This window comes from Vibrio sp. 10N.247.310.98, assembly GCF_041467395.1.
Classification (GTDB): Bacteria; Pseudomonadota; Gammaproteobacteria; order Enterobacterales; family Vibrionaceae; genus Vibrio; species Vibrio crassostreae_C.
The window spans coordinates 68,574-90,819 of record NZ_JBFSUL010000016.1 but is presented as its reverse complement, the minus strand read 5'-3'; the positions used below and the strand labels follow the sequence as shown (position 1 = coordinate 90,819).

Below are 22,246 nucleotides of genomic sequence, written 5' to 3'. Positions count from 1 at the left end.
ACGATTGTTCTGGTTAAACTCTAGGAACGTGGCCAATATCAGTTGACCACTACATTGGGATAAAACAAAGGGAAGAAAAAAAATATCGTGGCATAGCCGGGGGGACTATACCACGGGTGCCAACGACACCTTCGCTTGCTGCCGGAGTGATATAGCAAAGCCATATCACCTCTGGAATAAAATTAAAGAGAAGTAGTTTCTCTTCGATGGAGTAACTATACGTCCAGCTACTTATTTTACTTATAAAATTAACGACAGATACCTATGAGAAAACCGACATTGTCTCAAGTGGTTGATAATTAATGATTTGTTTTTGTTTGGGAGGGTTTGTACTAGTGAGGTAGTTCTCGCTAGTTGTTGAAAGTAACGTTTTTGACGTAAACGTTTTTAACGAAACTTACGAGTATGTATTTTCGAAAACATTGATTTCACACAATAGAATTGTGGGCATGTATGTGTATCATGGCGTTAATAACAATCTTTCTCATTATCAGTCACGAATTGGGTACTTATGAAACTCTCACAACTAGAGCAAGGAAAGGCGGCTTCTATTGTTGCACTAACAGGTTTAACACCAGACGTAAGGAAGAAACTTATGGTCATGGGTATGTTGCCAAAAACCGAGGTGACGCTTATCCGCCGTGCACCTATGGGTGATCCGCTTCAAGTTGAAGTGAGAGGTGTTTCTATCGCCATTCGTGAAAGCATTGCAGAACAAATCGAGGTTATCTAAATGGATTATCAAGTTCTTACCGTTGGTAACCCGAATAGTGGTAAAACAACACTGTTCAACGCACTGACTGGTGCTAAGCAGCACGTTGGTAACTGGGTTGGTGTCACTGTTGAAAAGAAGACGGGTTTATACTCGCACGCTGGTGATCAGTTTCAACTAACGGATTTACCGGGTATCTACGCACTAGACAGTGGTAATGATGCGAACAGCATCGATGAGTCTATCGCGTCTCGCGCTGTTTTAACTCACCCAGCAGATGTGATCATCAATGTTGTCGACGCTAACTGTCTAGAACGAAGCTTATATATGACATTACAGCTGCGTGAGTTGGGTCGCCCAATGATCGTTGTGTTGAACAAAATGGATGTATTAAAGCGCGAACGTCAGGTGATTAACCTTAAAGCACTAGAGAAAGAGCTAGGTTGCCCAGTTCTAAGCTTGTCTGCAAACGATAAAGGTCAAGTGGTTCGCTTTAAAGAGCGTCTGCATAAACTGCTTGTTCAAGGTGTGAGCCTTGACCCTATCTCTATTGATTACGATGCCGCGTTAGAAGCTCTTATCCCTTCTGTTGAGTCACAATTTGATGATGCTGACGTATCTCACCGAGCGCTAGCGATTCGTGCTTTAGAAAATGATTACTTGGTATTGAATGGTTTAGCCCCACAAACTCGCACTCAAATTGATAGCGTGCGTCTTGGTGCCGATTTCGATATTGACCTTGCTGTTGCTGACGCTAAATACACTTTCTTACATGACCTTTGTAAACGTGTTCGTCGCAGCGAAGGCAAACTAAGCCGTAACTTTACAGAGAAAGCAGACCAATTCATTTTGAACAAATGGGTCGGTATTCCTTTCTTCTTCGTTATCATGTACCTAATGTTCATGTTCTCTATCAATATCGGTAGTGCGTTTATCGACTTCTTCGATATTGGTGTTGGAGCAATATTAGTTGATGGTGGACACCACTTATTAGATGGCCATTTACCAGTTTGGTTAGTCACTGTACTTGCTGATGGTATTGGCGGCGGTATCCAAACGGTTGCGACCTTTATTCCTGTTATCGCAGCGCTTTACCTATTCTTAGCGGTACTAGAAAGCTCAGGCTACATGGCTCGTGCTGCATTTGTACTTGATAAAGTGATGCAGAAGATTGGTTTACCGGGTAAAGCATTTGTCCCACTTGTACTGGGCTTTGGTTGTAACGTGCCTTCAATCATGGCAACTCGTACTCTTGACCAAGAGCGCGAACGTAAACTAGCAGCATCAATGGCGCCGTTTATGTCATGTGGTGCTCGTTTACCGGTATACGCACTGTTCGCGGCGGCGTTCTTCCCAGGTGCAGGACAAAACGTAGTATTCGCTCTGTACATCATGGGTATCGTTGCTTCTGTATTTACGGGTTTGTTCCTGAAAAACACGATCTACCCAGGTAGCAGTGATAGCTTAGTGATGGAAATGCCAGATTACGAATTGCCGACAGTGCAAAACGTAATGTTGAAAACTTGGCAGAAGCTGAAGCGTTTCGTACTTGGTGCAGGTAAAACAATCGTGATGGTTGTGGCTATTCTTAGCTTCCTAAACTCTCTAGGTATGGACGGCAGCTTTGGTAACGAAGATAGCGAAAACTCAGTACTGTCTAGAGCAGCTCAAGTTGTAACACCTGTATTCCAACCAATTGGTATTACTGAAGAGAACTGGCCTGCAACGGTTGGTATCATCACAGGTATTTTCGCTAAAGAAGCCGTTGTTGGTACATTAAATAGCCTATATACAACGCCTTCTGATGAAGAAGCAGCTGAGTTTGACTTAGCAGCAAGCCTGCAAGAAGCGGTAATGACGATCCCTGAAAACCTAGCCGGATTGAGCTACTCAGATCCATTAGGTATTGAAGTTGGCGACTTGTCTGACTCTAATTCTGTAGCAGCTGACCAAGAAGTCGATACCTCTATCTTTGGTAACTTGAAAGACAAGTTTGTATCTGGTCATGCGGCATTCGCTTACTTGATTCTTATCCTGCTTTACACGCCTTGTGTGGCCGCGATGGGTGCTTATGTTCGTGAATTTGGTCAGACGTTTGCACGCTTCATCGCGGTTTGGACGATGGCTCTTGGTTACTTTGGTGCGACTTTCTACTACCAAGCAGCAAACTTTGCTGCGCATCCTGTGACAAGTGCAGTATGGATGGTCGCGATTGCTGGTGGTTTTGTGGTGACGTATCGCGTCTTCAAGAAAGTGGGCAGTAAGCAGAAAGCACTAGAGGTGCAAGTAGTATGATTTTAACTGAACTTCATCAATACATTGATAGCCACGGCGTTGCGGCTCGTAAAGAGCTCGCTGCAAAGTTTGGCATGAGTGAAGATGGCGTCGATGCGATGCTGAGTGTTTGGGTCAAGAAAGGGAAAGTTTCTCGCTTGGTCGATACGAATAAGCATGGTCATACAACGCGTATTCGCTACACCATCAGCAAACAAGATGGTTTGTCGCTTAACGTGATGATGTAGTTCGGTCTTCAGACTCTCGTTGAAAAAGGCGAGATTAGAAAATGACAAAGCCGCTTATCTAAGATGAGCGGCTTTTTGTTATGTGTCTTTTCTGAAGTGTTTTGCTTTAAAGCTCAATGAGATGAACTCGAATTATGCTTTCTTGAAGATAGAGCTCAGTGACAGAACGTTTTGGATACGAGTCAGGATAGCGGCTTGATCTTCTTCACTGCGCTGTTCGCCTTTTGTATTACCCCATACTGGGCCGGGCCAAGCAATGTCGTCTTTGAAGCGTGCAATATGGTGGATGTGCAGTTGTGGCACCATATTACCCAGCGCACCAAGGTTCAATTTGTCTGGTTGGAACGTTGCTTCTAATGCTTGGCTTACCGCCTGAGATTCATGTAGGAACTGCTGTTGCTCTTTCATTGGTAAGTGGTGCAACTCTTTTAGGTTGGCACGTTTTGGTACCAAGATAACCCAAGGCACTGCGTTATCTTTGTGTAGCAGGGCTAAGCTCAGTGGAAATTCGCCGATAAGTGTGGTGTCTTTCGCAAGTTGCGGGTGAAGTTCGAAGCTCATGATCTTTCCAATTAATTGTTTTACATGAGTATAAGGTCGGAGTTTGAATGTGGCTAGGGCTTACGTTCTCAATAAGCAGATTTCCTATCACGTTCGTCCCTCACTGTAGGGAATGATGGTGAGAAGAGGGATAACGATTTGGTGTGGTTTGATGGCGCATCATTGATGTTGTCTTGGATTCACTACACCTATTCTCGTCATCTCCTAGAGCGACGAATGAGCGTAATAGGAGATCTCTTGCTGTGTAGGTTAGCTAATCGCTTAAATAATTGAGTAAACAAACCTCCAGACAAAAAAAAGGTTGACGCTTTCACGTCAACCTTTCTAATTTTCTCGAATCTCGAATCTCGAATCTCGAATCTCGAATCTCGAATCTCGAATCTCGAATCGCTTACATGCGCTCTAGAGTGTCGATACCTAAAAGCGACAGACCTTGCTTGATCGTCTTCGCTGTTAGTGCAGCAAGCTTCAGACGGCTCTGCTTAACAGCTTTGTCTTCAGCAACTAGGATAGGGCAAGCTTCGTAGAAGCTAGAGAATTGACCAGCTAGTTCGAATAGGTAGCTACACATGATGTGTGGTTGACCTTCACGAGCAACAGACTGTACTGCTTCTTCAAACTGTAGAAGTTTCGCGATAAGCGCTTTCTCTTTCTCTTCAGTGATTTTGATTTCACCTTCAAGCGAGTCCATAGAAATGCCAGCTTTAGCAAATACAGAAGCAACACGAGTGTATGCGTACTGCATGTATGGTGCTGTGTTGCCTTCGAATGCAAGCATGTTGTCCCAATCGAACACGTAGTCAGTAGTGCGGTGCTTAGAAAGGTCTGCGTACTTAACCGCTGCCATAGCAACAGTGTTCGCGATCGCTTTCTTCTCGTCTTCTGCTAGTTCTGGGTTCTTAGATTCGATTAGCTGCGCTGCACGAACTTCGGCTTCATCAAGAAGATCAGCAAGACGAACAGTACCGCCTGCACGAGTCTTGAATGGTTTACCGTCTTTACCTAGCATCATGCCGAATGCGTGGTGCTCAAGAGAAACAGATTCTGGGATGTAACCTGCTTTACGAACGATAGTCCAAGCTTGCATTAGGTGCTGGTGTTGACGTGAGTCGATGAAGTAAAGAACGCGGTCTGCGCCTAGTTCTTCAAAACGGTATTTTGCACAAGCAATGTCGGTTGTTGTGTAAAGGAAGCCGCCGTCGCGTTTCTGGATGATAACGCCCATTGGGTCACCATCTTTGTTTTTGTATTCGTCTAGGAATACAACTTGTGCGCCGTCATCTTCTTTAGCAAGACCTTGCTCTTTCAGATCCGCAACAATAGTTGGAAGCATGTGGTTGTACATGCTTTCGCCCATTACGTCATCACGTGTTAGAGACACGTTTAGACGATCGTAGTTGCGTTGGTTTTGAATCATTGTTACGTCAACAAGCTTCTTCCACATCTCTGCGCAGAACTCGTCGCCGCTTTGCAGTTTAACAACGTAGCCACGTGCTTTAACTGCGAACTCTTCGTCTTCATCGTAGAGCTTTTTAGATTCACGGTAGAAGCCTTCAAGGTCAGCAAGTTCCATTGAAACTTCACCAGACTCAGCCTGAACGCGCTCAAGGTTTGCGATAAGCATACCGAATTGAGTACCCCAGTCACCGATGTGGTTAGCGCGGATAACGTTGTGGCCTAGAAATTCTAGAGTACGAACTACTGCATCACCGATGATAGTTGAACGTAGGTGACCAACGTGCATTTCTTTAGCAACGTTTGGCGCAGAGTAATCCGCAACAATAGTTTGCGTTTCAGCAACGGCAACACCAAGGCGAGAGTCAGCCAATGCTGCGTCTGCTTGTTTGGCTAGGAAAGCTTCATCTAGGAAGATGTTTAGGAAACCCGGACCTGCGATTTCAACTTTAGACGCGATACCGTCTAGGTTTAGAACGTCCAATACTTTTTGAGCAAATTCTCGTGGGTTAGTGCCTAGTCGTTTAGCAACGCCCATAACGCCGTTTGCTTGGTAGTCACCAAACTGTGGTTTTGCAGATTGACGAACAGCAGCAGGAGAGCCTGCAGGTGCGCCAGCGGCTTCTAGAGCCTGAGATACTTTGTCATTAATAAGTGCTTGGATATTCACACGCGTTTCCTTCAATTCAAGGATGATAAGAGTGGCCGTTAATTCTTGGTCATTAAATTGGTTAATTATGCTTCTAGTTAACGATTTAATGCCAAAATCAGCAGCAGACTCTGTTTAAGTTCACAGAAATGGCGGTAATCATACCAATTTTGTGCGGTTTCTTATAGGTCGAATTGATAGAAAATTAACATTTCCTGAGTGGTTTTTGACAATCGACTTTTAGCAAGACGCGTTTGCATGTTTAAGGAGCGAAAAGAACATAGTTATTGAGTGTTTTTTGTAAAAGCAACGCTTGTTGCAAAAGGCAAAACTGATAACATGCAGCCATTATTTGGAGAACACAGACAATGATGATGAGCCTGAAGCAAGCTGAACTAGAACCACAACAAATGATCGCCCGCCTTGATACTTTTATGGCAAAAATCGAGAGCCTAGGAAATACATTAGGTTTGGATTTAAGCTTTGCTCAAGCGGATCATATTGCGCTGCGAATCAATGACACTGAGCTAGCGAAATCTGCCCATCAAGCGTGGTCTGAGTACGGCTCTATGATTTCTGAGGCGATGATTAATGGTCGTCCAATTGTGGTGTTGGCTTTCGATGAACCCTTGCAAAGCCTTGGCTGGAAAATTGAATGTTTGGAGCTTCCGTACCCTGCAGAAGGTAAGATTTACCCAAGCCAAGATTGGGAACATGTAGAGTTTGTGATTCCTTCTCATGCCCAAACAGCTGATGAGTATCTAGCGGATCTTAAAGAAACTTACCCGCAGTTCGCTGCTAACTTTGAAACGCTGGGTGAGCAAGGCGTTAAGATCAAACTCTCTAGCCCGAAAGGCGAGGGTGAACGCTTGAATAACCCAACAGTGGCTTTTAAACATCAAGGGATTTGCATCAAGCTGCATCCACACTCTTTGAAGAAGATTGTGGAATCAGAACAGGCTTAATTTGAATAGAGAGTTGCTAGGAAAGAGATTCCTGATCTCGCCTTGGCTCGTCGGAATGACGGGGTGTTCGATGAAATTTTCCAGAGTCTATCTTTGGATAGTGACAGACTGAGCGTTCGAGAGCGTATGTTAGAGCCTATAGCTCGAAGGTTCATCACCGAGTTCGTCATTCCCGATAGCGACGAAGGAGCGTAGTCGGGAATCTCTCAAAGCGAGTCTGATCATCAGATACAAAAAACGCGCGATGGGCTTTCCCTATTGCGCGTTTTTTATTGGGTTCTAACTGGAAGTCTTACCGGAAATCGAATATCCGATTTACAGAATTACAGTCTTGTTGCCGTAAACAAACACATGATCATTGATCACCTTGTTTAACGCCTTACTTAATACATTCTTCTCTACGTCACGACCGGCTTGTGCCATGTCTTTCGCGCTGAAGTTGTGATCCACAGGGATAACATCTTGCTTGATGATTGGACCTTCATCCAAATCATTCGTCACAAAGTGTGCCGTTGCGCCAATGATCTTCACGCCGCGCTCATACGCTTGTTGGTATGGCTTCGCGCCAATAAATGCTGGCAAGAAGCTGTGGTGGATATTGATGATCTTGTGGTGGTATTTTTCAACAAAACCTGGTGTCAGCACTCGCATGTACTTAGCCAAAACAAGGTAATCCGCCTCGTACTGGTCAATCACTTCTAGCATCTTCTTCTCATGTTCTTCACGGTTTAGCCCTTCGTGAGAAACATGGTGGTAAGGGATGTCAAAACGCTCGGTTAGGCTTTGTAGAATGTCGTAGTTACCGACAACGGCCGCAATTTCAACGTCTAAGCTGCCATCGAAGTTCTTCATTAGAATGTCGCCAAGGCAGTGTGCTTCCTTGGTCACGAGTATCACAACACGCTTGCGAGACGAATCAACAAGCTTACGTTTCGTATTTGGTGGCAGGGCTTGATCTAAATCGGCAAGTAAGGTTTCGTCATTGAAATACCCTTCAAGCTCGGTGCGCATAAAGAAGTGGCCACTTGTGTTATCTACGAACTCATTGTTGTGAATAATATTGAGTTGGTGCTTATAACAAATATTGGTGATCTTAGAGATGAGGCCGGGGGCATCAGTACAATGTGTTAGTAAAGTTTTTCTTTCCATTTGCATCTTACTTCCATGAAATGTTGCACTTATTATATGAAATCGGGATTCTTCAAATTTAATGCAGGCCGTCGAACGGTGAACTGAGCCGCAATATCACCGTTATAATTAATCTATTATCAAGTTGGTTTCAACAAATTCTGCTGCTCATTTATCGCTTTGATAAATTGTTTGATATAGAAATATCAGTTTTTAGATAGAAAAACAGGCAGAAGCTTCATTTTTAAAAGTTTTGACCGTAGTACGCATTTGAACTTCAACCGAGGCATTTACGCCTTGGCCAAAAATAGAGGTGATACTTATGGATAAAGAGTTACTAGCCAAAAAACTGTACTGCAAGCGAGTGAATTCATTGGCGAGAGGTACCGAATTAGATGGTCATGTTCTAGATGAAATGTGGGAAAGTAAGACCTCACCAACCGATGCAGCGAAAGCCATACAGCCTGGTGATAACCATTTTGAAGGTGCTCCTTGGCTATCACGTTATCTCAGTCGAAAATAAAAACGATTCTCTAATTCCTACTTCTTCAATTCTTACCTTCAAGGTAACTTAAGCCACGTCAAGCCAAACCAAACACCTCCGGTGCGAAGTCATTCTTGATTCGCGCCGGCTCACTAAACCTGCCATAATTCTCCTTCTCTTTTTCTAAACTTCGTACTCTATGATATCTAAAACGTTTTCTGCTGATGGCGCTCTGGGCAAAGCTATCCCTGGGTTTCAACCAAGACAAGCTCAGTTAGACATGGCTGAAGCGGTTTCACAAGCTATTGAAAATCAAAGCCAGTTGGTTGTTGAGGCTGGAACAGGTACTGGTAAGACGTTTGCTTACCTAGTGCCTGCGCTGCTTAGTGGCAAGAAAACCATCATTAGTACGGGGTCTAAAAACCTTCAAGAACAGCTGTTTCACCGAGATTTACCCTTGATGGTCGATGCGCTTGGCTTTTATGGTCAAGTTGCGTTGCTCAAAGGACGTTCAAACTATTTGTGTTTGGACAGACTCAGCCGCCAAATGATCGAGAGTCATGGTGCTCATACCGATCCAACGCTGCTGGCTCAGTTAGTCAAAGTTCGTAGTTGGTCGTCATCCACTCAAACGGGTGATTTAGGCGATTGTGATGATATCGCTGAAGACAGCCCGGTTATTCCAACCATTACCTCGACCAATGATAATTGCTTGGGTAAAGAGTGCCCAAGCTATACCGATTGCTTTGTGCTTAAAGCGCGTAAAAAAGCGATGGATTCCGATGTGGTGGTCGTAAACCACCACCTTTTCCTAGCTGATTTGGCGATCAAAGAAACCGGATTTGGCGAATTGATACCTGAAGCTGACGTGTTTATTTTCGATGAAGCACATCAACTTCCTGACATCGCCAGCCAGTACTTCGGACAATCGGTTTCCAGTCGACAGATCCAAGAGTTAGCCAAAGACATTGAAATTGCTTACCGAACTGAAGCCAAAGACATGCGTCAGCTACAGAAAGTAGGGGATAGGCTCGTTCAATCGTCAGCCGATCTGCGTATTGTGCTTGGTGATACCGGCTTTCGTGGTAACTGGCGCGAAGCTTTGAAATCCGAGTCGATTGCACGCGAGTTAGTTCGTTTGCAAGATGCTCTGCAACTTGCTGTTGATGTATTGAAGTTAGCACTTGGGCGAAGCCAGCTGTTAGATACCGCTTTCGAACGCGCAAATATGATTAAGTCGCGTATCGAACGTGTGTGCGATGTGTCGATCACTGGCTATTCGTATTGGTATGACACTACACCGCGCCACTTTGCTCTGCATATCACACCGCTTTCTGTCGCCGATAAATTCCATGAGCAGATTGAGCTGAAGCCGGGCGCATGGGTGTTTACCTCAGCAACCTTGGCGGTGTCGGATGATTTCGAACACTTTACTTCTCGATTAGGGTTAAAACCGTCGGCACAGTTTTCACTGCCGAGCCCGTTTGATTATCCGAATCAAGCGCGCTTGTGTGTGCCTCGTTATCTTCCAGAACCGAATAGCCCCGGTCTCGCGGATAAGCTAGTAAGAATGCTGACTCCTGTGATTGAGCAAAACCAAGGCCGCTGTTTCTTCTTGTGTACTTCACACAGCATGATGAAAGAGTTGGGGGAGCGATTCCGTGAAACCCTCTCGGTTCCCGTTCTATTGCAAGGTGAGACAAGTAAGCAAAAAACCTTAGCCGAATTCATGGAATTAGGTAACGCATTGCTGGTGGCTACAGGTGCTTTCTGGGAGGGGATAGATGTTAGGGGCGACGCATTAAGCTGTGTTATCATCGATAAATTGCCCTTTACAGCCCCTGATGACCCTTTACTTAAGGCTCGAATCGAGGACTGTAAGCTAAAAGGGGGTGATCCTTTTGCACAAGTACAGTTGCCAGACGCTGTGATTACCTTGAAACAAGGTGTCGGCCGATTGATACGTGACAAGCGCGATAATGGTGCTTTGATTATTTGCGATAACCGATTGGTGACTCGCGATTACGGTGGCATATTTTTGGCGAGTTTACCGCCTATCCCTCGTACACGTGACTTAGGGGTCATTAAAGAATTCTTAGCTAAAGACCATTCAACCGCTGCTGAGTAATTGGCATTGTTGAGTTTAGCCATTATTTTTAGATTAGATAACGAATATTTGAGACACAAATGAGCGCGAAAATTCTTGCAGTAGATACCGCAACTGAAAACTGTTCAGTTGCATTAGTAATTGGTGACCAGGTGTTCGCACGTAGCGAAGAGGCTCCTCGAGACCATACGAAGAAAATTCTACCTATGGTGGATGAAGTACTGAAAGAAGCGAATGTCGCTTTAACCGATATCGATGCTATCGCGTTTGGCCAAGGCCCAGGCAGTTTCACGGGTGTGCGTATTGGTATTGGTATTGCTCAGGGCTTGGCTTTTGGTGCGGATTTACCAATGATTGGTGTCTCTACACTGGCAGCGATGGCGCAAGGCAGCTACCGTAAATTTGGTGAAACTCATGTAGCAACAGCGATTGATGCGCGTATGAGCGAAGTGTACTGGGCTCGTTACAGCCGCGAACAAGATGGTCGTTGGACTGCGGTTGATGCCGAATGTGTAACGCCACCAAGTGAACTGGCTGCGCAGTTAGAAGCAGATTCTGAAATATGGGCGAAAGTCGGTACCGGCTGGGAAGCTTATGCCGAGCATATGGATACACTTGCGATCAACACCAAAGCGTGTGAAGTGCTATTCCCAGAAGCTCAAGATATGGCGTTCCTTGCTCAATTTGCTTACGCAGAAGGTAAAGCGGTTGCAGCAGAAGAATCTGAGCCAGTTTATCTTCGTGACAAAGTGACTTGGAAGAAACTGCCAGGTCGCGAATAATTTTTACAAGGTTCTGATGCAAACTAGGTCTAAATGCGTATTATTTAGATTTGAGAGGGCAGATATTTAGTCATGGTATCAATTAACAACTTACCTCCTTCTTCGATAGGCAGCACGTCTAAGCCGAATCGAATTAAAAAGAAGGAGCAGGCAAAAAAATCTGATGCTAGCACTGCGGTTGGGCAACCGACTAAGGTCGCTAATGCTGTTTCTCACTCTATTCGTCAAGTTAAAGAGTCTGAACTACACAAGGCTCAAATCCAGTATGATCTTCCAGAAGGCCGAGGACGTAAGGCTATGGAAGAGTATATGGATGTAATGAATCAGGCGAAGAAAGAAGAACTTGCAAAGCTTATCGGTGTCGATATCTACATCTAGAGCTTCTTATTAATGCCTGTTTAAGGACCAGAACCATGTCAAATTATCTCTCTAAATTACGCTTAATAGCCCTTTCTCTTGGTGTCTTGGTACTTGCCGGGTGTTCATCACTTCCTAGCGAACTTGAAGCAAAATCAGAGCCTGTAATTAGTGATTACCAACAGTGGGTCGACCAACTACCGGAGGCGAAAAGTGTTCGATTGGGTGGCGTTATCTCTAAAGTAACCAACTTGAAAGATAAGACTCGAATCGAAGTTGCTAATATGCCGATTTCGAGTAGCGGTAAGCCAGACCTAGACGCAGAGCCAAGCGGACGTTTTGTTGGTTATATTGAAGGGTATGTTGAGCCTCTAAGTTTTGCAGAAGGCCGTCTGATTACACTGGTTGGTCAGTCAAGCGGAAGTGAAGATGGAAAAATAGGGGAATACCCTTACATCTTCCCTGTGATGAAAGTGGACAACCAACGACTGTGGAACATCACTGAGCGTGTTGTTGTTAACGATTTTGCACCAACCTACTACTCGTGCAGAAGTTTACATTGTCGCAGTTTTCAAACGATGCCAAGACAAGGTCGAGTGATACAGGACGTAGAGTAATTAACTTTTTAGACGTTGATTGCGCAAACAGATGGAACTAAGTGTTTGATGATTGAAAAGTCATACTCCCTTGCGAGCGGGACGCTTGCAACACAACAGATTGGCAACCCACAAACGACCGCAACGACGGTCGTTTTTATTCATGGGTGGTTGGATAATTCGTCCAGCTTTAATCCGGTTATGCAGCAAGTCGCCAAGTTTGCGCCCAATGCTCACCTTGTTGCTATCGATCTCTTCGGACACGGCTTCTCGTCGCACAAATCGGGAAGTTACTACCCATTTCATGATTATATTGATGACTTGCATCAGTTGGTGACTAAATTATCGCCAAACAGACTGGTACTGGTAGGACATTCACTTGGTGCATTGATAGCAAGTTGCTATAGTGCCGCCTTTCCTGAAAAGGTGTCAGGATTAATTCAAATTGAAGGTCACGGACCTCTTTCTGAAGCTCCCCACGAAACAGTCTCTCGCTTGAGGGATGGGGTACTCAGTCGTCTTCGACAGCGAAGAAAGCCTTCACGTCCTTTGGCAAGCCTTGAGGATGCTATTAAGCTGAGAGCTCACGCCAACCAAATTAATGCTGAATTAATCGCTCCTATTGTTGAGCGAGGTATTGTCGAGTTCGAGAACTCTTGGCAATGGCGATGCGACCCTAATCTAAAATGTGACTCGTTATATCGAATGTCACAGGCGCACGCTGAAGCGATCATGGCGGCTATTGAATGCCCTCAATTAATAATCCTAGGGAATGGTGGATTCCGACATTTGCAGCATAATCGCTACAAATCAGTGCATAGTCCTCTGCATATAGAGACTGTTCCTGGCGGACATCATTGTCATTTAGAGAGCCCAGAGTTAGTTTCAGAGCTAATTCTTGGTGTAGTTAACAAAATTTAAACAAGTGTTTGAGCCTTTTAGTGCTCATGCACTAAAGCTGTGCTGTAATACCGCAATGATAAAAAGCGGCGAAGCAGTCGTCAGCTGATAAACGAGGAGTAACATCGTGGATAAACCTTGGCTTTCACGTTATCCAAGTGACGTACCAGAAACGATCAATCCAGATCAGTACCCATCTCTTGTAGAAATGTTTGAACAGTCGGTACAGAAGTACGCGGACCAACCTGCATTCGAGAACATGGGCTCGATTATGACATTCCGTAAGCTTGAAGAGCGCAGCCGTGCTTTTGCCGCTTACCTACAGAATGACTTGAAACTGAAGAAGGGCGATCGCGTCGCGCTAATGATGCCAAACCTACTGCAATACCCAATTGCACTATTTGGTGTATTGCGTGCAGGTATGATTGCAGTGAACGTCAACCCACTGTACACACCTCGTGAGCTTGAACATCAACTGAACGATTCTGGTGCAAAGGCGATTGTTATCGTATCTAACTTTGCGAGCACGCTAGAGAAAGTCGTTGATAACACGCCGGTTAAACACGTTGTTCTAACTAGCCTAGGGCAAATGCTGCCACGCGCGAAAGGGACAATTGTCGACTTTGTAGTGAAATACGTAAAAGGCATGGTGCCTAAGTATGATCTGCCGGGTGCTATCTCATTCAGAAAAGCGCTGCACAAAGGTCGTCGTCTTCAATATGTGAAACCGTTCATGGCGGGTGATGACATCGCGTTCCTACAGTACACTGGTGGTACAACAGGTGTAGCGAAGGGCGCAATCCTAACGCACCGCAATATGATTGCGAACGTACTTCAAGCGAAAGGGGCTTACGGTCCTGTTCTGCAAGAAGGCCGCGAGTTGGTTGTAACGGCATTACCGCTTTACCACGTATTTGCACTGACGGTGAACTGCTTACTGTTTGTTGAGATGGGTGGTCGTAACCTTCTAATTACTAACCCTCGTGACATTCCTGGCTTTATTAAAGAGCTGCAAAAGGTTCCGTTTACCGCAATTACCGGCGTAAACACCTTGTTTAATGCGCTAGTTAATAACGAAGATTTCCACGAGTTGGATTTCAGTAACCTACGCCTATCTGTTGGCGGCGGCATGGCGGTTCAACGCGCTGTTGCTGAGCAATGGAAGAAAGCGACAGGCATTCACCTATTGGAAGGCTATGGCTTAACTGAGTGTTCACCACTGGTAACGGGTAACCCATACGACCTGAAAGACTACACAGGTGCTATCGGCCTACCAGTACCATCGACAGAAGTTCGTATTGTTGATGATGAAGGTAAGGTTATTGCTAATGACCAAGTAGGCGAGCTACAAGTTCGTGGCCCTCAAGTGATGCAAGGTTACTGGCAGCGCCCTGAAGCGACCAAAGAAGTGATCGATCAAGACGGTTGGTTATCGACAGGTGACATCGTTAAGTTTGATGACGAAGGCTTGTTGTACATCGTTGACCGTAAGAAGGACATGATTCTTGTATCAGGCTTCAACGTCTACCCGAACGAGATTGAAGACGTTGTGGCTCTGCATGGTAAAGTGCTTGAAGTAGCAGCTATCGGTCAACCTCATGAAGTGTCTGGTGAATTGGTTAAGATCTACGTTGTGAAGCGTGACCCTAGCCTGACCAAAGAAGACATTATCGCGCACTGTCGTGAGCACTTAACGGGTTACAAAATCCCTAAATTAGTCGAGTTCAGAGATGATCTTCCAAAGACTAACGTAGGTAAGATCTTACGCCGCGTACTGCGTGAAGAAAACGATGCAGAACTTGCGAAACGCGCTAGCGAATAATTAGCCCGTTTGCGCGAAAGTACTGCACCAAAACCATTGAGGCGCTTAATCTAAGCGAGCGCTGAAAAATGGTGTTAGAATGCCGACAGTTAATGTCGGCATTTTTGTATCCGGCGATCAAATAGAAACCTGTGAGAGTTTTTGTGGATTATCAAATCATTACCCAATTGAAAGACCTTGAGCGAGTTTGCCAACAAGCACGTGAAGCCGATGTCGTTATGCTTGATACGGAGTTCGTTCGTACTAGAACCTATTACCCTCAATTAGGCTTGATTCAGTTATTTGATGGTGAAACGCTGTCACTGATTGACCCTATTGCTCTTGATGACATGACACCGTTCGTTACCTTGTTGAAAGACGCATCAGTATTGAAAGTGCTGCACGCGTGCGGTGAAGATTTGGAAGTGTTCCAGAACGCATTTGGCTGTACACCAACACCAATGGTTGATACACAGATCATGGCGGCTTTCTTAGGTCATGGTTTATCAACGGGCTTTGCTGCTCTGGTTTCAGAGTTTGTCGGTGTCGATCTCGATAAGAGTGAATCTCGCACAGACTGGCTAGCGCGTCCGCTTTCTCAAAAACAATTGGACTACGCAGCAGCAGACGTGCATTACCTAATGCCAATGTACAACAAGCTTCTAGAAAAAGTGATGGAAGCTGGCTGGTGGGAAGCGGCTCAGCAAGAGTCTGATTTACAAGTTGCCAAGCGCATTCGTAAAGTAAACCCAGATACAGCCTACCTTGATATTAAAGGGGCGTGGCAGCTTAAACCTAAGCAATTAGCGATCTTACGACCTCTAGCAACTTGGCGTCTAAAAGAAGCAATCAAGCGCGATTTAGCGCTGAACTTTGTCTTCAAAGAACAAGACCTATGGGCTGTGGCGCGTTTTGCGATGAAAGATCCCAAGCACATGGAGCAAGAGGGTTTTGATTACCGCTCTGTGCGTCGCCATGGTGCGAAGATCAGCTCAATCGTAAAGTTAGCGGAACATACACCAGAAGAAGAGTACCCAGCACCAGTAGAACGTCTAATGGACTTCCCTGGCTACAAGCAACTCTTCAAAGTGCTGAAAGATGAAGTGAAAACAGCATCACAACACAGTGGTTTGGCGACGGAATTCTTGGCATCGAAGAAGCAACTTAACCAAATGTTAAGCTGGGTGTGGAAGCACGATCGTAACCCAGAAAAGCTGCCTGATGTTATGCAAGGCTGGCGTTTAGATGTGGTTGGCGAAAAGCTGAGTAAAGCGATCAAATAACCGCTTGCTGCTTTAAAGCCTAACTTAGTTACAGTTATAAACTGCACATACAAAAAAGAGAGCCTAGGCTCTCTTTTTTATTCAATCAATACAAGCAAGTGTATTACCTGCCAATCTTGTTCAGAAAGATTATCGATCTTCTTCTGGAAGCTTAACATTCAACTCTAACACTGAGATGTCGTCATCTTTGTGTTCAAAAGTCAGATCAACCATTGATGGATCGACCTCAACGTACTTGGCAATACACTTCAAGATGTCTTCTTTTAGTTGCGGCAGGTAAGACGGCGCTGGGTCGTCATGGCTGCGTCGTTCGGCAACAATGATCTGCAAACGTTCTTTGGCTAGGTTTGCGGTTGTCTTTTTCTGTGGTCTAAAAAACTCTAATAATGACATTGTGCATTAGCCCCCGAACAGTCGTTTGAAGATGCCTTTCTTCTGTTCCGTTAAGAAGCGGAAGTCAACTTGGCTACCCAGTAGTCGCTCTACAGTATCATTGTAAGCCATACCTGCGTCGGTTGCTTCGTCAAAGATAACTGGAACACCCTTGTTCGATGCGTTCAGTACCGCTTGGCTCTCTGGAATTACACCCAGTAGAGAGATGTGCAGGATTTCTTCAACGTCTTCAACACTGAGCATCTCACCTTGAGTTACACGTGCTGGGTTGTAGCGAGTCAATAGAAGGTGTGTTTTCACTGGCTCTAAGCCGTCTTCAGAACGACGAGATTTAGAGTCAAGAATACCTAGAATACGGTCTGAATCGCGTACTGAAGAGACTTCTGGGTTGGTGGTTACAATCGCTTCATCAGCGAAGTACAACGCCATAAGAGCGCCTTGTTCGATACCCGCAGGAGAATCACAGATGATGAAATCAAAGCCCATTTCATCCAGTTCATCAAATACACGACGAACACCATCTTTTGTTAGTGCGTCTTTATCACGAGTTTGAGAAGCAGGAAGAATGAACAGGTTCTCTGTGCGCTTGTCTTTGATCATCGCTTGGTTCAGCGTCGCTTCACCATTGATAACATTAACGAAGTCGTACACAACGCGACGCTCACAACCCATGATTAAATCTAGGTTACGCAGACCGATATCAAAGTCGATAACTGCGGTTTTCTTTCCTTTTAAAGCCAGACCCGAGGCAATAGCTGCACTGGAGGTCGTTTTGCCTACCCCGCCTTTACCTGACGTTACAACGATAATGCGTGCCATTCTGTTTTCCTTTTATTTCTCTTATATTGCGAGGACATCAACGTGTAATACATCGTTTGCCATACTGAACATGGTTTTCTTCTGCCAGTACTCGCTTTCAATTTGATCGCTGAGCCAGTAATTTCCAGCAATGGAAACCAGCTCGGCTTGTAAGTCATTACAAATTATTTTTGCTTCAGTTTGACCACTTGCACCTGCAATCGCACGGCCGCGTAAAGTGCCATGAATATGGATGCTGCCATCGGCAATCACTTCCGCGCCTGCACTCACATGGCTGAGTATCAATAGATCGCCATCTTTCGCATAAACCTGCTGACCAGAACGAATAGGGGTTCTAATCACTTTGATTGGTGCCATTTTCGCTGGAGCTTGAGATGGCGACTTGCTTGCCGTCATCACTGCAAAACCGGCTTCTTTAGCGAGGTTTTGCATTCGCTTATCAGAACAGCCTGCCACACCAACCGGGATCATGCCCGCTTGAGATATACCATTTTTAAGTTGCACAAAATCGATATCGCCCGCGACTTTACTGATGTTGATAACAACAGGTGCGGCAGCGAAAAACGTAGGTGCTTGGTCTACTTTCTCTTGAAGAAAAGAGACTGCATTTTCGACTTGATCATCGGATAAGTGCAAAACAGATAGCGTAAAGCTGCTACCTTTTAGATCTGGGTTACTAGACATCGAAAAACTACAGGACCTCAATAGCGGATTAGTACAATTTCTTTATCAATAAAATAAAGGGCATTGCCTGAAACTAGGTTTATCATGTTATATTCCCAAACCAAGCACAGCAAGTAATCTTGTTGTCAAATGGACGTTTTGTTCCCAATATTTCCCTAACATAAACTATTGATCTCGCAAGTGAGAGTTTTGTAGTCATAATCAATTAAAAGGTTTGTCATGCTGTGTTCTATATATAAAAGCTCAAAGAAAGAAGGAACATACCTTTATATCCCTAAGAAGGATGATTTTTCACAAGTTCCTGACGCATTGATGCAAATGTTTGGTAAACCTAGTTTTGTAATGGTAATTAAAATGGATGGCCGTAAACTGGCTCAAGTAAACATCGAAAAAGTGAAAGAATCACTGAATACCGATGGTTTCTTTTTACAGGTTCCGCCACCACCAGTTAACGAACTTGAGCTTCATAAAGAGCGTAAAGCTCAACAGAAATCTCAAGACGAAGAGTGATAGCCACCTCAATTCAAGGAGGAGTGATCGTTGAGTAAATTTTCGAAAACCATATTGGCTGTGTCGGCATTACTATTGGGTAATAGCCTGACCATAAGTTCAGTACAAGCTGAAGAACTGAGCTTCGAGCAATATGTAGAAAAACTAAAACAACAAGGCCGTGAAGAAGGCATCTCTGAAGCGATCATTGATGAAGCCTTTGATGGTGTAACGTTTAAGCCAAGAGCGGTAAAAGCCGACAAAAACCAACCTGAGAAAAAACTGACTCTGGATGAATACATTCCACGAGCGGTTCCAGATTGGAAAGTGAAGCAAGCAAGGTCACTCTACAAGGAGCATTACACCGCGTTAAAGCGTATTGGTGATGAATATGGTGTTCAACCAAGATTCATTGTCGCGCTATGGGGCGTTGAGAGTAATTTTGGTAAGTTCACGGGCAATTACAGCGTTATCGACGCCCTAACGACCATGGCTTATGAAGGACGCCGAGAAGCTTTCTTCCGTAGCGAAGCGATGGCGGCATTGAAGATTCTTGATCAAGGCCATATTGCACCAAAAGAGATGAAAGGCTCTTGGGCTGGTGCGATGGGTCAACCTCAGTTTATGCCAAGCTCATTCTTAGCTTACGCCGCTGATGGCAGTGGTGATGGCAAGAAAGACATTTGGGGCACTGAAGAAGACGTATTTGCTTCGGCGGCCAATTATCTCAGCCAATCAGGGTGGGATGACAAATATACTTGGGGTCGTCAGGTTCATGTTCCGTCAACTGTGTCGATCGATTTACAAGGTCGAGACGAAGACAAAGCGAAATACTTAAAAGAGTGGTCTGAACTCGGTATTAAACGCTATGACGATCGCCCACTGCCAACACTTGATGAAGACATTAAAGCTTGGTTAATCATGCCGGATGATGAAACCGGACGTTCGTACCTCATTTATAACAACTACAATGTGTTAATGAAGTGGAATCGTTCTTACTACTTTGCTTTGGCAGTAAGCCACCTAGCCGACAGAATTAAGTTTGATTAACAGACCTAAGTCGCTTTGAATAGCATTTGGCCTATCATAGGCAGAACGAACTAAAGGACTCTTCGGAGTCCTTTTTGATTTTATATTTCAGAGATTTAATAAGGTGATCTTGTGCTAACAGATAGAGCTGCACAGATGGTGATATTCCATGCGCTGATCAAGCACGAAGGCTTTACCAGTGCTGCAAAAAGCTTGAACGTTTCGGTGTCCCATATCAGTAAGCAAGTCGCTTTGCTTGAAGACTCTATAGGCATCAAGCTGGTGCAAAGGACAACACGAAGCTTAACGCTCACTGAAGCGGGAGACGTGTTCTATCAACATTGTGAGCAGCTGTTTAACACGGTGAAAGCAGCACAGATGGATATGGATAGCCAGCGCGATGATATCTCTGGAATACTACGCGTCGGTTTGTCGCAGTCATTTGGCACACTCCATATCATTCCGGCGATTGATCAACTCAGACAGCTTTATCCTCAGTTGAGAATCGAGGTCCACTTGTTCGACTATAAGGTGGACATGATTGAAGAGCGCTTGGATCTCTGGATCACCAACAATGAAGATTTGCCTGAAGGTTACATTGCGCAGCGATTAGCCGACAGTCAGTTTGTGGTGGCTGCGTCACCGGATTATCTGATTAAGGCTGGGACGCCACATGTACCTTCCGATTTGATTGACCATAACTGTCTTATCTATCGCAGCCGTGAACGAGATTACACATCGTGGGCGTTTGACAACGGGCAAGAAAACCTCAGCGTCAAAGTCGCGGGCGATTACTCAGTCGATTTGGCTGAGGCAGTACGAGACGCGGCAGTATCAGGGTGGGGCGTTGCTTATTTGGCGACTTACTTAGTGAAAGAAGAGTTTAGAACGGGCAAGCTCATTCAAGTATTGCCAGAGTGGAGAGCCAGTCAGCTGATGCCATTCTATGCCGTTTACCCGAGCCGAAAGAATATGCCGAAGAAGCTTTCGGCAGTGATTGAGTTCATTAAAGATCATATCGGGTCGCCGACGTATTGGGACAAAAACCTCAAAACTTGCGTTGAACTGCATCGCTAACTGTTTCCTAATCTATAAATATAATTTCCATATGGAAAAAGTACGCTTTTTAATCAAAGTTAATTATTAAAATTCAATAACTTAATTATACTCATAGTTAAATCGTGATTACCCCAACATCACATTAACAACCTCAGCTTGCCGCAAACGATTTCCTCTATAGAATGCGTCGCCTTTCCTACCTACAACTTTTAGGTTGACGCACATGGCTTCCCTACTTGGAATTATCACTATTTTAGTTGCCGCTTGGTTACTATCTACGGACAGAAAAAATATTCCACTAAGAACAGTCTCTTTGGCTTTCTTATTACAAATCTCATTCGCGCTATTGGTTCTGTATGTACCAATGGGTAAAGAAGCGTTGAATGCAGCCACGGGTGCGGTATCTAGCTTGATCAACTACGGTCAAGAGGGGATTAACTTCCTATTTGGTGGCCTAACTAATAACGGATTTGTTTTCGCGATTAATGTTCTTGGCATCATTATCTTTTTCTCTGCACTGATTTCAGGCTTGTACCACATCGGCTTTATGCCAAAGGTGATCAACCTTATTGGTGGTGCGCTACAGAAGTTCTTGGGCACAGGTCGTGCGGAATCATTGTCTGCGACTGCCAATATCTTTGTCGGCATGATTGAAGCGCCATTGGTGGTTAAGCCTTACTTAAAACACATGACAGATTCACAACTGTTTGCTGTGATGGTGTGTGGTTTGGCGTCTGTAGCTGGTGGTACGCTAGTGGGTTATGCATCGCTTGGCGTTGACCTAAACTTCCTGATCGCTGCGGCATTCATGTCTGCACCAGCCGGCCTATTGATGGCTAAAATCTTAGTACCTGGCAGCCCAAATGACGCTCAAGAAAATATTGAGTCTGATGTAGAAATTCCACGAGCAACAAACGTAGTTGAGGCGATGGCAGATGGGGCTATGTCTGGACTTCGTATTGCCGTTGCGGTGGGTGCAACACTTCTTGCCTTTATCAGTGTGATTGCAATGCTGAATGGCTTGCTAGGTATCGTTGGCGGCTGGTTTGGCGTAAACCTAAGCTTCGAACTTATCCTAGGTTATGTGTTTGCACCCGTTGCATGGCTGATCGGTGTACCGTGGTCTGAGGCTGTGGTTGCGGGCTCATTGATCGGTAACAAGATTGTCGTGAACGAGTTCGTGGCTTTCATCCAACTAATGGATGCTAAAGAGGCACTAAGTGAGCACTCGCAAGCGATCGTAACTTTCGCTCTATGTGGCTTTGCTAACATCTCTACCATGGCGATTCTTATCGGTGGCTTAGGTAGCTTGGTACCAGAGCGTCGCTCTTTCATCTCACAATACGGCTTTAAAGCGATTTGTGCAGGTGTGTTTGCTAACCTAATGAGTGCCGCGATTGCTGGCGTGGTACTTTCACTGTAAGTACCTAGTTTAATCATTAAGCACCGAGTGGATGAGTCAGTCACTTTA

Annotated in this window: 22 protein-coding genes; 16 read left to right on the top strand and 6 right to left on the bottom strand. The window is 44.9% G+C overall.

Going from position 1 to position 22,246, the window contains the following annotated elements:
- Positions 1-511 precede the first annotated feature (511 nt).
- From AB6E78_RS09000 to AB6E78_RS08990, 3 genes are read left to right on the top strand one after another with little or no spacing between them, the layout of a single operon-like run.
- Positions 512-733: a FeoA family protein gene (locus AB6E78_RS09000; protein WP_004734203.1), complete on the top strand. Its 222-nt coding sequence runs from the start codon at positions 512-514 to the stop codon at positions 731-733.
- Positions 734-3,007: a Fe(2+) transporter permease subunit FeoB gene (feoB, locus tag AB6E78_RS08995; RefSeq protein ID WP_017061939.1), complete on the top strand. Its 2,274-nt coding sequence runs from the start codon at positions 734-736 to the stop codon at positions 3,005-3,007.
- Complete coding sequence (locus AB6E78_RS08990; RefSeq protein ID WP_017061938.1) at positions 3,004-3,234, top strand: FeoC-like transcriptional regulator; 231 nt, start codon at positions 3,004-3,006, stop codon at positions 3,232-3,234. Before feoB ends, AB6E78_RS08990 begins: the two co-directional genes overlap by 4 nt.
- 132 nt (positions 3,235-3,366) lie before the next feature.
- Here AB6E78_RS08990 and AB6E78_RS08985 read toward each other — a convergent pair whose 3' ends face one another.
- Together AB6E78_RS08985 and argS are read right to left on the bottom strand one after the other, a co-directional pair.
- Positions 3,367-3,795 (bottom strand): HIT domain-containing protein, encoded by a 429-nt coding sequence (locus AB6E78_RS08985; protein WP_017061937.1) that lies wholly within the window; start codon positions 3,793-3,795, stop codon positions 3,367-3,369.
- 391 nt (positions 3,796-4,186) lie between these two features.
- Positions 4,187-5,920 carry an arginine--tRNA ligase gene (argS, locus tag AB6E78_RS08980; protein WP_017070297.1) on the bottom strand — a complete coding sequence of 578 codons (1,734 nt, stop codon included), beginning with the start codon at positions 5,918-5,920 and terminating at the stop codon, positions 4,187-4,189.
- 347 nt (positions 5,921-6,267) lie between these two features.
- On the opposite strand from argS, the gene AB6E78_RS08975 reads away from it, so the two are divergent.
- A complete protein-coding gene (locus AB6E78_RS08975) occupies positions 6,268-6,864 on the top strand; it encodes a VOC family protein (protein WP_017070298.1) in 597 nt (198 codons plus the stop codon).
- A 315-nt stretch (positions 6,865-7,179) separates the two neighbouring features.
- Here AB6E78_RS08975 and purU read toward each other — a convergent pair whose 3' ends face one another.
- A complete protein-coding gene (gene purU / locus AB6E78_RS08970; protein WP_029235131.1) occupies positions 7,180-8,013 on the bottom strand; it encodes a formyltetrahydrofolate deformylase in 834 nt (277 codons plus the stop codon).
- Between the two features lie 301 nt (positions 8,014-8,314).
- Between purU and AB6E78_RS08965 the strand changes: the two genes are divergently transcribed.
- The 8 genes from AB6E78_RS08965 (at position 8,315) to rnd (ending at position 16,302) form a co-directional block, all read left to right on the top strand.
- Positions 8,315-8,515, top strand: coding sequence for a hypothetical protein (locus AB6E78_RS08965; protein WP_017062381.1), 201 nt, complete (start codon positions 8,315-8,317; stop codon positions 8,513-8,515).
- Positions 8,516-8,675: 160 nt separating this feature from the next.
- On the top strand, positions 8,676-10,604 hold the full coding sequence (locus AB6E78_RS08960) for an ATP-dependent DNA helicase (RefSeq protein WP_017063417.1): 1,929 nt from the start codon (positions 8,676-8,678) through the stop codon (positions 10,602-10,604).
- 59 nt (positions 10,605-10,663) lie between these two features.
- Positions 10,664-11,365 carry a tRNA (adenosine(37)-N6)-threonylcarbamoyltransferase complex dimerization subunit type 1 TsaB gene (gene tsaB / locus AB6E78_RS08955; RefSeq protein WP_017062379.1) on the top strand — a complete coding sequence of 234 codons (702 nt, stop codon included), beginning with the start codon at positions 10,664-10,666 and terminating at the stop codon, positions 11,363-11,365.
- A gap of 72 nt (positions 11,366-11,437) precedes the next feature.
- The gene (locus tag AB6E78_RS08950) at positions 11,438-11,743 is read left to right on the top strand and encodes a hypothetical protein (protein WP_017062378.1); all 306 of its coding nucleotides are present in this window, start codon (positions 11,438-11,440) and stop codon (positions 11,741-11,743) included.
- Between the two features lie 35 nt (positions 11,744-11,778).
- Positions 11,779-12,339: a Slp family lipoprotein gene (locus AB6E78_RS08945; RefSeq protein WP_017067373.1), complete on the top strand. Its 561-nt coding sequence runs from the start codon at positions 11,779-11,781 to the stop codon at positions 12,337-12,339.
- A 48-nt stretch (positions 12,340-12,387) separates the two neighbouring features.
- A complete protein-coding gene (locus tag AB6E78_RS08940) occupies positions 12,388-13,239 on the top strand; it encodes an alpha/beta fold hydrolase (protein ID WP_102332536.1) in 852 nt (283 codons plus the stop codon).
- A 106-nt stretch (positions 13,240-13,345) separates the two neighbouring features.
- Positions 13,346-15,040, top strand: coding sequence for a long-chain-fatty-acid--CoA ligase FadD (gene fadD / locus AB6E78_RS08935; RefSeq protein WP_017062375.1), 1,695 nt, complete (start codon positions 13,346-13,348; stop codon positions 15,038-15,040).
- A 143-nt stretch (positions 15,041-15,183) separates the two neighbouring features.
- The gene (rnd, locus tag AB6E78_RS08930) at positions 15,184-16,302 is read left to right on the top strand and encodes a ribonuclease D (protein WP_017062374.1); all 1,119 of its coding nucleotides are present in this window, start codon (positions 15,184-15,186) and stop codon (positions 16,300-16,302) included.
- A 129-nt stretch (positions 16,303-16,431) separates the two neighbouring features.
- Here rnd and minE read toward each other — a convergent pair whose 3' ends face one another.
- The 3 genes from minE to minC are packed head-to-tail and all read right to left on the bottom strand — an operon-like array spanning position 16,432 to position 18,198.
- Positions 16,432-16,695 (bottom strand): cell division topological specificity factor MinE, encoded by a 264-nt coding sequence (gene minE / locus AB6E78_RS08925; RefSeq protein ID WP_010436847.1) that lies wholly within the window; start codon positions 16,693-16,695, stop codon positions 16,432-16,434.
- Positions 16,696-16,701: 6 nt separating this feature from the next.
- Complete coding sequence (gene minD / locus AB6E78_RS08920; RefSeq protein ID WP_009848498.1) at positions 16,702-17,514, bottom strand: septum site-determining protein MinD; 813 nt, start codon at positions 17,512-17,514, stop codon at positions 16,702-16,704.
- Between the two features lie 21 nt (positions 17,515-17,535).
- Positions 17,536-18,198, bottom strand: coding sequence for a septum site-determining protein MinC (minC, locus tag AB6E78_RS08915; RefSeq protein ID WP_017063419.1), 663 nt, complete (start codon positions 18,196-18,198; stop codon positions 17,536-17,538).
- A 219-nt stretch (positions 18,199-18,417) separates the two neighbouring features.
- Between minC and AB6E78_RS08910 the strand changes: the two genes are divergently transcribed.
- The 4 genes from AB6E78_RS08910 (at position 18,418) to AB6E78_RS08895 (ending at position 22,198) form a co-directional block, all read left to right on the top strand.
- A complete protein-coding gene (locus AB6E78_RS08910) occupies positions 18,418-18,708 on the top strand; it encodes a YcgL domain-containing protein (RefSeq protein WP_017062372.1) in 291 nt (96 codons plus the stop codon).
- 30 nt (positions 18,709-18,738) lie between these two features.
- Positions 18,739-19,737, top strand: coding sequence for a lytic transglycosylase domain-containing protein (locus AB6E78_RS08905; RefSeq protein ID WP_017062371.1), 999 nt, complete (start codon positions 18,739-18,741; stop codon positions 19,735-19,737).
- 135 nt (positions 19,738-19,872) lie between these two features.
- Positions 19,873-20,793: a LysR family transcriptional regulator gene (locus tag AB6E78_RS08900; protein WP_017063421.1), complete on the top strand. Its 921-nt coding sequence runs from the start codon at positions 19,873-19,875 to the stop codon at positions 20,791-20,793.
- 205 nt (positions 20,794-20,998) lie between these two features.
- On the top strand, positions 20,999-22,198 hold the full coding sequence (locus AB6E78_RS08895) for a NupC/NupG family nucleoside CNT transporter (protein ID WP_017063422.1): 1,200 nt from the start codon (positions 20,999-21,001) through the stop codon (positions 22,196-22,198).
- Positions 22,199-22,246 lie beyond the last annotated feature (48 nt).

Coding starts and splice junctions, on each gene's coding strand:
- AB6E78_RS09000 (WP_004734203.1), top strand. CDS start 512: ATGAAACTCTCACAACTAGAGCAAGGAAAGGCGGCTTCTATTGTTGCA.
- feoB (WP_017061939.1), top strand. CDS start 734: ATGGATTATCAAGTTCTTACCGTTGGTAACCCGAATAGTGGTAAAACA.
- AB6E78_RS08990 (WP_017061938.1), top strand. CDS start 3,004: ATGATTTTAACTGAACTTCATCAATACATTGATAGCCACGGCGTTGCG.
- AB6E78_RS08985 (WP_017061937.1), bottom strand. CDS start 3,795: ATGAGCTTCGAACTTCACCCGCAACTTGCGAAAGACACCACACTTATC.
- AB6E78_RS08975 (WP_017070298.1), top strand. CDS start 6,268: ATGATGATGAGCCTGAAGCAAGCTGAACTAGAACCACAACAAATGATC.
- purU (WP_029235131.1), bottom strand. CDS start 8,013: ATGGAAAGAAAAACTTTACTAACACATTGTACTGATGCCCCCGGCCTC.
- AB6E78_RS08965 (WP_017062381.1), top strand. CDS start 8,315: ATGGATAAAGAGTTACTAGCCAAAAAACTGTACTGCAAGCGAGTGAAT.
- AB6E78_RS08960 (WP_017063417.1), top strand. CDS start 8,676: ATGATATCTAAAACGTTTTCTGCTGATGGCGCTCTGGGCAAAGCTATC.
- tsaB (WP_017062379.1), top strand. CDS start 10,664: ATGAGCGCGAAAATTCTTGCAGTAGATACCGCAACTGAAAACTGTTCA.
- AB6E78_RS08950 (WP_017062378.1), top strand. CDS start 11,438: ATGGTATCAATTAACAACTTACCTCCTTCTTCGATAGGCAGCACGTCT.
- AB6E78_RS08945 (WP_017067373.1), top strand. CDS start 11,779: ATGTCAAATTATCTCTCTAAATTACGCTTAATAGCCCTTTCTCTTGGT.
- AB6E78_RS08940 (WP_102332536.1), top strand. CDS start 12,388: ATGATTGAAAAGTCATACTCCCTTGCGAGCGGGACGCTTGCAACACAA.
- minE (WP_010436847.1), bottom strand. CDS start 16,695: ATGTCATTATTAGAGTTTTTTAGACCACAGAAAAAGACAACCGCAAAC.
- minD (WP_009848498.1), bottom strand. CDS start 17,514: ATGGCACGCATTATCGTTGTAACGTCAGGTAAAGGCGGGGTAGGCAAA.
- minC (WP_017063419.1), bottom strand. CDS start 18,198: ATGTCTAGTAACCCAGATCTAAAAGGTAGCAGCTTTACGCTATCTGTT.
- AB6E78_RS08910 (WP_017062372.1), top strand. CDS start 18,418: ATGCTGTGTTCTATATATAAAAGCTCAAAGAAAGAAGGAACATACCTT.
- AB6E78_RS08900 (WP_017063421.1), top strand. CDS start 19,873: ATGGTGATATTCCATGCGCTGATCAAGCACGAAGGCTTTACCAGTGCT.
- AB6E78_RS08895 (WP_017063422.1), top strand. CDS start 20,999: ATGGCTTCCCTACTTGGAATTATCACTATTTTAGTTGCCGCTTGGTTA.